General features: G+C 69.0%; 10 protein-coding genes and 1 riboswitch. Of the genes, 2 read left to right on the top strand and 8 right to left on the bottom strand.

Going from position 1 to position 10,198, the window contains the following annotated elements:
* Positions 1 to 1,118: 1,118 nt before the first annotated feature.
* Positions 1,119 to 1,751: a glutathione transferase gene (yfcF, locus tag CJZ98_RS16420; protein WP_094592196.1), complete on the bottom strand. Its 633-nt coding sequence runs from the start codon at positions 1,749 to 1,751 to the stop codon at positions 1,119 to 1,121.
* 265 nt (positions 1,752 to 2,016) lie between these two features.
* On the opposite strand from yfcF, the gene CJZ98_RS16415 reads away from it, so the two are divergent.
* A complete protein-coding gene (locus CJZ98_RS16415; protein ID WP_157911051.1) occupies positions 2,017 to 3,405 on the top strand; it encodes a flavin monoamine oxidase family protein in 1,389 nt (462 codons plus the stop codon).
* A 52-nt stretch (positions 3,406 to 3,457) separates the two neighbouring features.
* On the opposite strand, the gene CJZ98_RS16410 is transcribed toward CJZ98_RS16415, so the two are convergent.
* The 7 genes from CJZ98_RS16410 to ruvB form a co-directional block, all read right to left on the bottom strand.
* Positions 3,458 to 3,931: a cupin domain-containing protein gene (locus CJZ98_RS16410; RefSeq protein WP_094592194.1), complete on the bottom strand. Its 474-nt coding sequence runs from the start codon at positions 3,929 to 3,931 to the stop codon at positions 3,458 to 3,460.
* 1 nt (position 3,932) lies between these two features.
* On the bottom strand, positions 3,933 to 5,318 hold the full coding sequence (gene thiC / locus CJZ98_RS16405) for a phosphomethylpyrimidine synthase ThiC (protein WP_094592193.1): 1,386 nt from the start codon (positions 5,316 to 5,318) through the stop codon (positions 3,933 to 3,935).
* A 57-nt stretch (positions 5,319 to 5,375) separates the two neighbouring features.
* Positions 5,376 to 5,471, bottom strand: a riboswitch (TPP riboswitch).
* Positions 5,472 to 5,513: 42 nt separating this feature from the next.
* Positions 5,514 to 6,116: a HEAT repeat domain-containing protein gene (locus tag CJZ98_RS16400; RefSeq protein ID WP_094592192.1), complete on the bottom strand. Its 603-nt coding sequence runs from the start codon at positions 6,114 to 6,116 to the stop codon at positions 5,514 to 5,516.
* Positions 6,117 to 6,155: 39 nt separating this feature from the next.
* A complete protein-coding gene (locus CJZ98_RS18540; protein WP_157911050.1) occupies positions 6,156 to 6,389 on the bottom strand; it encodes a DUF3188 domain-containing protein in 234 nt (77 codons plus the stop codon).
* On the bottom strand, positions 6,386 to 7,657 hold the full coding sequence (locus CJZ98_RS16390; protein WP_094592190.1) for an amidohydrolase: 1,272 nt from the start codon (positions 7,655 to 7,657) through the stop codon (positions 6,386 to 6,388). Before CJZ98_RS16390 ends, CJZ98_RS18540 begins: the two co-directional genes overlap by 4 nt.
* Positions 7,654 to 8,448 carry a tetratricopeptide repeat protein gene (locus CJZ98_RS16385; protein WP_094592198.1) on the bottom strand — a complete coding sequence of 265 codons (795 nt, stop codon included), beginning with the start codon at positions 8,446 to 8,448 and terminating at the stop codon, positions 7,654 to 7,656. The genes CJZ98_RS16390 and CJZ98_RS16385 overlap by 4 nt, the downstream gene beginning before the upstream one ends.
* Positions 8,449 to 8,549: 101 nt before the next feature.
* Positions 8,550 to 9,641: a Holliday junction branch migration DNA helicase RuvB gene (ruvB, locus tag CJZ98_RS16380; RefSeq protein WP_094592189.1), complete on the bottom strand. Its 1,092-nt coding sequence runs from the start codon at positions 9,639 to 9,641 to the stop codon at positions 8,550 to 8,552.
* A gap of 62 nt (positions 9,642 to 9,703) precedes the next feature.
* Here ruvB and smpB point away from each other — a divergent pair.
* Positions 9,704 to 10,198 (top strand): SsrA-binding protein SmpB (gene smpB / locus CJZ98_RS16375; RefSeq protein WP_094592197.1); only part of this gene is annotated, 495 nt, incomplete at its 3' end.

Below are 10,198 nucleotides of genomic sequence, written 5' to 3'. Positions count from 1 at the left end.
TCAGCTGTGGAGCCGATCGCCTGAGGTGCGCGGCCCACCCCAGCTACGCCGGGGTGGGAGTGCCGGGGGAATTACACCACTGAAGGGGACGCCAGCCACGTGCCGCCATCGCGGGCGGCGCGAAACGTAGGAGTGATACGTTGGGACGGATGCTTTCAGGTGCGGCCTATCCAGAGCACCTGTAGCCATTGCGGGGATGAGCTCGTCCTCAGTTGCGCCAATGGTGCTAACGCAAGAACTGCAGATACTCGGCTGGAGCACGAAGAAGAGAGTCCGGTTGACGGCTTGCCACCGGGAGCGACCAACTCAACGCTCTCCGCCGGGAAAACCACCCGCATAAGCATTAGAGAACCCGAATGCTTCTTCAGCTTTCGCATGAACATGGATGAGGCTTCCCGGACTCGCTGAATACCCCATATCGGGTGGAGCCACAAAGGCAGACACCTTCTTCGTGGTTGTTGTTCATTGCAATGAGAGAGAAGGGGCAGCGGTGTTTGCGGCGCCCAACGCTCAGGATCAGCGGTGGCGGCAGCGCTGTCCACCGCATGCTGTTGTTAACCAGTAGTGCCGATCGAGGCTTAGTCTGCGAACGGTGAATCCAAGTCAATTGCCAGGACACGCACCTCAGGATCGGCATCAAAGATCGCGATTAGGTCTCTGTGCAACTTGGTTGCCGCTGAGTGGGCTCCGTTATCGATGAACCGAAACTTCTGCCAACTCCAGCGCCGACCTTGAGCGGCACCATCCGTGACGTATAGATCAAGGTCGCAGCTGTCACCTTTTCGGCCATAGATGCATATTCCGAAAAGAAACGAGAACCCAGGCAAGCCAATCCACCACCCCCAGTCCTCGCAGCAGCAGCCCGACGACTCGTATCCTCTCTCTCGAATCTTATCGATGAGATACTCTGCGAGTGCTTTCCCATACATTCCTTCGTTGACGAGTTCATCGGCCTCGCCAGGAAGAATCGGAAACTTGTCAGATGCGATGCGAATAAATGGGCCCACTTGTTCCTCCATCGGGCTAACGTTGAACGTAAGGGGCACCGGAGCTCAGCGCAGGGAACCCAAATGCGCAGTAGTCTGGCTTCGCGTTGACGGACTTGTTGGCCCCTGCACTCACAGGGGCGGACGCTGTTGATGTACCCACAACTGGACGGACGGCCGCAGCCATTGACCTGTTGCATAGGCAGCCAAGCGTTCTGGCACGGGATCACCGTTGAAGACAAGACGATTAAGCATTAGCGCAAGGTCTACGTCAGCGATATACCATTCACCGAACAGATTCTCAGAATTGGCAGGGAGTAGCGCCTCTGCGGCAGCGAACAGTTTCTGAACGGACGCCTGCCCCTCAGCCGTGAGTGGCGCACTGGTTGGACCGTAGAACACAACTTCCGTGGAGCGCTCTTGCCTAAGGGGCAGAAGGTCGCTGCGAAGCCAGGCCTGAACTTGACGCGCTCTCGCTCGACTCTGTGGCTCTATCGGGTAGAGCGGTGTACCAAGCCAGAGATCATTGAGATACTCCGCGATGGCTGAGGACTCAGATAGCGAGAAGTCGTTGTGCACCAAGGTGGGCACGCGGCGCGTGAGCGACGTGGCAACGAAGGGTGGTTCGTGGTTGGCCTTGGCGGCGAGATCCACAGTCGCGATGTCGAACGGCAGCTCCTTTTCCTGTAGAGCTACAAAGACTGAGAGTGCATAGGGGCTTAGGAACTGGGAGTCAACGTAGAGAACGAACTTTGGGAGTGACATTTGAGGCTACGGCTTTGGCTAACTTGTCATTGGCTTATTCCATGAACCACCCAGCTGGCCACTTCCAGTCAGCATAAGAACAGCGCCATCGCTCAGCAATACATCCACATCCCTTGGAGCGCAAGAAGTTCCAGCCAGGGCAAAACCCTCGGCGTGATCTTCAGCGGATCCGATGAAGCAAGCCAAACAGCGCAGCCCCTGCAAAGCCTCACGACAGAACACACAGACCTTGTTCCCATGGCAGGCTTTCCCCATCGCTGAGCCAGTGGCGACCCCGGAGGCTGACGTGGACGTGGTGGTGGTGGGCGCCGGCCTCTCCGGCCTGATCTGCGCCCGCGAGCTGCGGCGGCAGGGCCTGGCCGTGCAGCTACTGGAGGCGCGTGAGCGCTGGGGCGGGCGCATGCACGGCCACACCACCGCCTCGGGCCTGCGGGTGGATCTGGGCGGCCAGTGGGTGGGGACCACCCACCACCGCCTGATCGGCCTGCTGGAGGAGTTCGGCCTTCGCCTCTACCCCACCCACTACGACGGCGAGGGCATCTTCCACTGGAACGGCGTGCCGCACCGGGCCGGCGTGGAGCACCATTACCCCTCCAGCCTGCTGTTCTTCCGACCGGAGGAGCTGAACCTGCCGCCCGCCGAGCTGCACGACACGCTGGCCCTGCAACGCACGTTCCTGGAGCTGGTGGAGCGGGTGCCGCCCGCCGCGCCCTGGACCGCGCCGGAGGCCGAGGCCCTCGATCGGATCAGCATCGCGGGCTGGCTCGAGCAGCAGTCGGCCGGGGAGCTGGCCCGCTACCCCTTCGCCTGGCTCACGCGCATGGGCGGATCCGGGGGGATCGAGCCCCACGAGAGCTCGATCCTGCATCTGGCCTGGACCCAGGCCACAGCCCCCCAGCACGAGACCCCGGAAGCCTGGCTGGTGGAAGGGGGCGCCGCCCAGCTGGCGGCCCGGCTGGCCGCCGAGCTGGCGGACGTGCTGCGGCTGCGGGCGCCGGTGGGGGCGATCGAACAGGACGGTGGCGGTGTGCGGGTGAGCCACAGCGCGGGGGAGGTGGTCACGGCGGCCGCAGCGGTGGTGGCCATCCCGCCGCCCCTGCGGCTGGGGATCCGCTTCAGTCCGGCCCTGCCGCCCGACTGCAGCGGCCTGCTGCAGCGCTCGGCGATGGGCTCGATGGTGAAGGTGCTCGCCCTCTACCCACAGCCATTCTGGCGGGAGCGGGGCCTGAACGGCCTCGGCATCGGCAACCTGCCCACCCTGGAGCTCACGGTCGACAGCACACCCCCGGGCGGACCAGGCCTGCTGGCGGGCTTCATCGCCGGCGAGCGGGCCGTGCGCTGGCAGCGGCTGCCGGAGCCGCAGCGCCGGCAGGCGGTGCTGGACGATCTGGCCCGCTGGTGGGGCCCCCAGGCGGCCGAGCCGGAGGAACTGGTGCTGCACAACTGGAACGCCGAGACCTGGACCGGCGGCGCCTTCACCAGCTTCCCGGCTCCCGGAGCCCTCACCACCTACGGGCCGGCAGCGCAGGGACCCCACGTCCGGGTCGTATGGGCCGGCACCGAGGCCGCCAGCCGCTGGCCCGGCTACTTCGAGGGCGCCATCGAGGCGGGTCTGGCGGCGGCGCAGCAGGTGCGGGAGTTGCTGGGGGGCTGAGGGCTCAGGCACCCGGCGGCGGCGGCGGCGGCGGCGGCGGGGTCAGCCTGGATCAGCAGGAGGAGAACCGCCGGATCAGCTCCTGCGCTGCGGGGAATGCTTCCGCCAGGGCTGGGAACGCCATCCGCTCCACCTGCCCGGGCTCCACCCGACCCCAGACCGACGTCCCCAGCAGGGCAAAGCCGAAGCCCCCGGCGGCGGCCACCCGGCCGGCATGGAAGCTGCCGCCCGCGATGGTCAGCTGGGGACGTTCCCCTGCCGCCAGATCACTTCCCACCCGATGCCATGACCCCTCACCCTCCGGGGACACCAGCAGCACCTCGAGCGGATCGCCCAGGTAGTGGTGGTACACCTGATCCTGGGGGATCCGATGCAGCTGGATCCCCCGCTCCGGACTGGCCAGAAAGTACAGGGCACCGCCTGGTATGGCCTCAGAGACGAAGCTCTGGGCCACCAGACCGCAGGTGCGGTGCGGCTCCAGGCCCAGCCAGTCGATCACCTGCTGGGCCGTGGGCTGGGCAGCCAACTCAGACGCCCACCGGCTCCCCAGCCTGTTGCTGCTCCGCGAGCACCTGCTCCAGACCCGCCAGGTCCTCGTCGGTGATCTTGGTCTGCATCGGGCAGTGCTTGGGGCCGCACATCGAGCAGAACTCGGCCTGCTTATAGATGTCGGCCGGCAGGGTCTCGTCGTGATACTCGCGGGCCCGCTCCGGATCCAGCGAGAGATCGAACTGCCTGTTCCAGTCGAAGGCGTAGCGGGCGCGGCTCAGTTCGTCGTCCCGGTCGCGGGCACCTGGGCGGTGACGGGCGATGTCGGCGGCGTGGGCGGCGATCTTGTAGGCGATCAGGCCGTTGCGCACGTCCTCCGGGTTGGGCAGGCCCAGGTGCTCCTTGGGGGTCACATAGCAGAGCATCGCCGTGCCATACCAGCCGGCCATCGCCGCACCGATGGCGCTGGTGATGTGGTCGTAGCCGGGGGCGATATCTGTCACCAGCGGGCCAAGCACGTAGAAGGGTGCCTCGCTGCACTCCTCCATCTGCTTCTTCACGTTGAACTCGATCTGATCCATCGGCACGTGGCCCGGACCCTCCACCATCACCTGCACGTCGTGCTTCCAGGCGCGGCGGGTGAGTTCACCCAGGGTCTTGAGCTCGGCCAGCTGGGCCTCGTCGGAGGCGTCGTGCAGGCAGCCCGGACGCAGCGAATCACCCAGGGAGAACGTGCAGTCGTAGCGCTTGAAGATCTCGCAGATGTCGTCGAAGCGGGTGAAGAGAGGGTTCTGCTTGTGGTGGTAGAGCATCCACTGGGCCAGAATGCCGCCGCCACGGCTCACGATGCCGGTGAGGCGGCCCTTCACCTTGGGCAGGTGCTCGATCAGCAGGCCGGCGTGGATGGTCTGGTAATCGACACCCTGCTGGCAGTGCTTCTCGATGATGTGCAGAAAGTCGTCTTCCGAGAGCTTCTCGATCGAGCCGTGCACGCTCTCCAGGGCCTGATAGACGGGCACCGTGCCGATGGGAACCGGTGAGGCGTTGATGATGGCCGTGCGCACATCATCGAGATTGACGCCGCCGGTGGAGAGGTCCATCACCGTGTCGGCGCCATACTTCACCGCCAGCTCCAGCTTCTTGAGCTCTTCGCTCACATCGCTGGCATTGGGGGAGGCGCCGATGTTGGCGTTCACCTTGCACCTGCTGGCGATGCCGATCGCCATCGGCTCGAGGTTGGGGTGGTTGATGTTGGCGGGGATGATCATCCGGCCACGGGCCACCTCCTCCATCACCAGGGATTCGGGCAGGTTCTCCCGTTTGGCCACGAAGGCCATCTCCTCGGTCACCACGCCCTGGCGGGCGTAGTGCAGCTGCGACACATTGGCTTGGCCTTTGCGCTTCTCGATCCAGGCGCTACGCATGACGGGCTACGGCGAAAGGGAGGACTGACGGGGATACCGCCAGCTTCGGGGCGCAGCTGGAGTTCGTTCTCACTTCCCTGCGCCGGCATGACCCGGATCAGGTTCGGAGGGTGTGATCTCAGCCCCGCGAGAGGGGCACCCCTAGTGACTTTGGAAACCTAGCAAGGCCGTAATGGTGCCGGCCGCCGGGTCCGCTCAGCCCTGCAGGCCGTTGAGGGCCGCGGCCACCACCCGGTGGTCACTGTCGTGCTGGAGCCGCACCAGCTCGGCGCGGGCTTCGGCCGCCGCCGCGCTGGCACCGGCAGAGTCACTGCCGCCTTCGCGCACCAGTCGGCCCAGGATCTCGGCGCCGCCCACCCGCACCGTGCCATCGGCATCCCCCAGGGCCAGCCGGGCCAGCTCCAGCAGATCCGCCGCGGCCATCGCCGGGTGCTCGGCCATGGCCGAGAGGATGCTGCAGCGCACCAGCCACTGGTCGTCGCGAGCGAAGGCCAGCCGCAGCAGCGGCCAGGCCCGCTCGAGCGAATGGCTCACCAGGGCATTGGCCGCCTCGGCGCGCACGTTGGAGTCCTCATCGGTCTCGAGGGCCGCCACCAGCGCCTCCCAGCCGGCGGGGGTGGGCTTCATGCCCAGGCCGGCGCAGCTCAGCGAGCGCACCAGGAAGGGGTTCTGCTGCAGGCCCAGCAGCAGCAGCGGCTCAGCCTGCTCGGCCGTAGCCTCGCGCAGGCGGGCCAGGGCCGGCATCGAGCGGGACGGGTCGCCGGAGGCGATCTCCGCGCGCAGCTGTTCCAGATCCATCAGTCCCAGCGGCAGGGAACGTCACGCTAGGGGGACAGCTCAGGGGGACGGCTCGCACGCTCCGGCCGCCGGCTCAGGCTGACGCTCCCGCAGGGCCTCCAGCAGGGCGCGGCGGCGGCGGCGCCAGGTCAGGCCGCTGTAGGTGAGCAGGCCGCCGCCCACCAGCAGCGCCGGCAGGGCCTGGAACCGGTCGGACCCCTGGCGCGAGAGCAGGGCCAGCAGCGCCAGCAGGATCAACAGCGGCGACGAGAGCGCCAGCAGGGCGCGCTTCACGGGCGGGCGGTGGCGCCACCGGCCTGACCGGCGCGGGCTTCGATCCAGCGCAGCAGGCTGAGGGTCAGCACCTGCACGCCCACGGCCAGACAGTCCTCGTGGGGGGCAAAGCTGTTGCTGTGCAGGGGCGTGCAGCCCGCCGGGCCCGCCACCCCCAGGCGAAACATCGTGCCCGGCGTATCGCGCTGCAGCTCGGCGAAGTCTTCCGCACCCAGGGAGGGCTGCTCCAGCCAACGCACGTTGGCGCGGCCCAGCAGCTCCACTCCGGCGTCGGCCACCAGCTCGGTGAGGGCCGGATCGTTGTGCACCGGCGGCGAGATGCAGCGGTAGCGCACCCGGGCCTCGCCGCCATGGCCGGCGCACAGGGCCTGCACCGTCTCCTCGATCCAGCCGGGCAGCTGGGCGTGCAGGTCCAGGTCCAGGCAGCGAACGGTGCCGAGCAGGCGCACGTGGTCGGCGATCACGTTGAAGGCCTTGCCGCCTTCGATCCGCCCGAAGCTCACCACCACCGGATGCAGGGCATCGAGCCGTCGGCTGATCGCCTCCTGCAGCCCGCTCACCACCCGCGCCGCGATCCAGATCGCGTCGGTGCTCTGGTGGGGCCGGGCGCCATGGCCGCCCTCGCCCAGCACCTCCACCTCCAACTCCCCAGCCGCCGCCGTGAGGCTGCCGCAGCGCACGCCGATGCTGCCCACCGGCAGGCTCGGGAACACGTGAACCCCGAACAGGGCCTCCACCCCATCCATGGCGCCATCCGCCAGCATCCACGCGGCCCCCTGGGCCGTCTCCTCCGCCGGCTGCACCAGCAGCCGGACCCGGGCCGTGAGCTGGTCGGCCAGGGGCGCCAGCAGACGCGCCACCCCCAGCCCCACCGCGGTGTGGATGTCGTGGCCGCAGGCGTGCATCAAGCCCTGGTGCACGGAGGCAAAGGACACGCCGCTGCGCTCCTCCACCGGAAGAGCGTCCATGTCCACCCGCAGGGCCACCAGCGGCACCGCCGGACCCTCTGGGCCCAGTTCGGCCAGCACGCCGGTGCGGCCCACCCCCTCGCTCACGCGCCAGCCCAGGCCCCGCAGCTCGCCGGCCACCAGGGCGGCGGTCTGGTGTTCGTTGCCGCTCAGCTCCGGATGGGCGTGGATATGGCGCCGCAGGGCGATCAGTTCCGGCAGGGCCGCCGCCAGGGCAGCCGCCAGGCCGTGACGCTGCCAGGGGCTCTCGGGGTCCGTTACGGCGGGGCTGGGGGCTGTGGCCTGGGCGGCGGGGGTCATCGGCTGGCCAGGGCGAGGAAATCCTCGAGGGCCCGCACCGGCTCAGGGGGCCAGCGCCGACTCTCAAGCAGCCATTCTGGCTGCCGATACCGAGGATCGAGGCCGGAGGCGGCGGCCCAGTGGCTCTCGGCCTCGCCACCGGCGGCGCGGCGCCAGAGCAGGGCCGTCAGGCCGGCGCGGGCATCGGCAAACAGGGGGTAGCGGCGGATCAGATTGCGCAGCTGCCGCTCGGCCTCCTCCAGCTCGCCCAACTGGAAGGCGGCCAGGGCGGCGCTGGAGCGGGCCATGGCGAAGCCCGGGCGAGCCTCGGCCGCCGCCGTGAAGCTGGAGCGGGCGGCCTGCCAGTCGCCGAGGGATCCCTGCACATTGCCCAGGTTGTAGAGGGCCGAGGCATCGGGCGGGCGACCCGCCTGCGCATCCCGCTCCAGGATCCAGCGGTAGTCCGCCGCCGCGGCCTGCCACAGCCCCAGCGACTCCTCGGCGGTACCGCGGTTGAGGTGGGGGTCGGCGCTGGCGGGATCCAGCTCCATGGCCCGGCCCTGGTCGGCGATGGCGGCCTGGGGGTCGCCGAGGGCCAGGCGCACGTTGCCGCGGTTGCTCCAGGCGGCGGCATCCTCGGGGGCGCGGGCGATCACCTGATCCCAGAGGGGCAGGGCATCGCCGAAGCGGCCGTCGCGGCTGGCCCGCAGGGCGCGATCAAACAGCTGGGACAGGGGTTCGGAACTGGGACTGGTGGCCGGGGCCGCTGCCCGGGCCGGGGCGGCACTGGGTGTGGCGGCCAGCGCCGTCACGGCAGGCCCCAACGCCAGCACAATCCCCAGTGCCCACCCGAGCAGCACACTCGCCAGGCGCCCCAGCGGGGAGAGCCGCCCTGGGCCGAGCGGCAGTCTGCTCACGCCGCCTCCAGGTGGGCCCGGCCGGCGTCGGTGATCATCCGGCCCCGGGGCGTGCGCTGCAACAGGCCCTGCTGCAGCAGGAACGGCTCCACCACTGCCTCCAGAGTGGCCGGGTCCTCGCCCAGGCCGGCGGCCAGGGTGTCGAGCCCCACCGGGCCACCGCCGTAGCCCTCCAGCAGCAGGCTGAGCAGGCGCCGGTCACTGGCATCGAGGCCTCGGCCATCCACCCGGTGCAGGCTCAGGGCCTCGTGCACCAGCTCGGCGCTGACGGAGCCATGGCCATGCACGGCGGCCACATCGCGCACCCGCCGCAGCAGCCGGTTGGCGATGCGGGGCGTGCCGCGGCAGCGGCGGGCGACTTCCAGGGCGGCGGCGCCGTCGAGCTCCACCTGCAGCAGGGCGGCGGCCCGCTGCACAATCGCCTGCAGGTCGGGCAGGTTGTAGAACTCCAGCCGCTGGATCAGCCCGAAGCGATCCCGCAGCGGCGAGCTGAGCGAGCCGGCGCGGGTGGTGGCCCCCACCAGGGTGAAGGGGGCGATCGGCAGGCTGCGGGTTCGGGCGGTGGTGCCCTTGCCCACGGTGAGATCGAGGCGGAAGTCCTCCATCGCCGGGTAGAGGATCTCCTCGGCCACCCGGTTCAGCCGGTGGATCTCGTCGATGAACAGCAGCTCATGCGGCTGGAGGTTCACCAGCAGGCCCACGATGTCGCGGGGGCGCTCCAGGGCCGGGGCGCTGGTGATGCGGCAGCGCACACCCAATTCCTCGGCCAGCACCAGGGCCATGGTGGTCTTGCCCAGGCCCGGCGGGCCGTAGAGCAGCACATGGTCGAGCGCCTCGCCGCGGGCGCGGGTGGCCTCCACGGCGATGCCGAGCACCTGCTTGAGCTCGCTCTGGCCGATGTAGTCCGCCAGCCGCCGCGGCCGCAGGCTGTCCTCCCGCAGGATCGGCGCCTCGGGGGCCTCCTCGGCCGTGGCCTGGGGGTCCACCAGCCGCTCTGAAGCCGCCAACCCGGCCCCCTGGCGATCGCGGTCGCCGTCAGCGGCGGCGCGGCCGCGGGGCGCAGCGGATCCCGAGGAGACAATCGCCATGGGCTGACGGTACCGGGGGATCCCTAGGGTCGGAAGATTCTGGGCGGATGGGCGGAGCGGCGATGGCAAAGGGCGGAGGCAAGACGAGCGCCAGGGCCCAGCGCGATGCCGCCAACAAGCTGCTGGCCGACAACCGTTTCGCGCGCCATCAATACGAAATCCTCGAAACCCTGGAGTGCGGCATCGAGCTGCGGGGCACGGAGGTGAAGTCGATCCGGGCCGGCCAGTGCAACCTGCGCGACGGCTTCTGCCTGATCCGCAAGGGCGAGCTGCAGCTCCACAACGTGCACATCTCGCCCCACAGCCACGCCGGCGCCTACTTCAACCACGAGCCCCTGCGGGTGCGCAAGCTCCTGGCACACGGCCGCGAGATCGAGAAGCTGCGCGTGGCCCTGGAGCAGAAGGGCCTCACCCTGATCCCGCTGAACCTGCACCTCAAGGGCTCCTGGATCAAGCTCACCATCGGCCTGGGCAAGGGCCGCAAGCTGCACGACAAGCGCCAGGAGGAGCGCCGCAAGCAGGACATCAAGGACGCCAAGGCGGCGATCGCCCGCCTG

It is taken from the genome of Vulcanococcus limneticus LL (assembly GCF_002252705.1).
GTDB classification, from domain to species: Bacteria; Cyanobacteriota; Cyanobacteriia; order PCC-6307; family Cyanobiaceae; genus Vulcanococcus; species Vulcanococcus limneticus.
The sequence above is the reverse complement of the archived record's forward strand: the minus strand, read 5'-3'. Positions and strand labels throughout refer to the sequence as shown.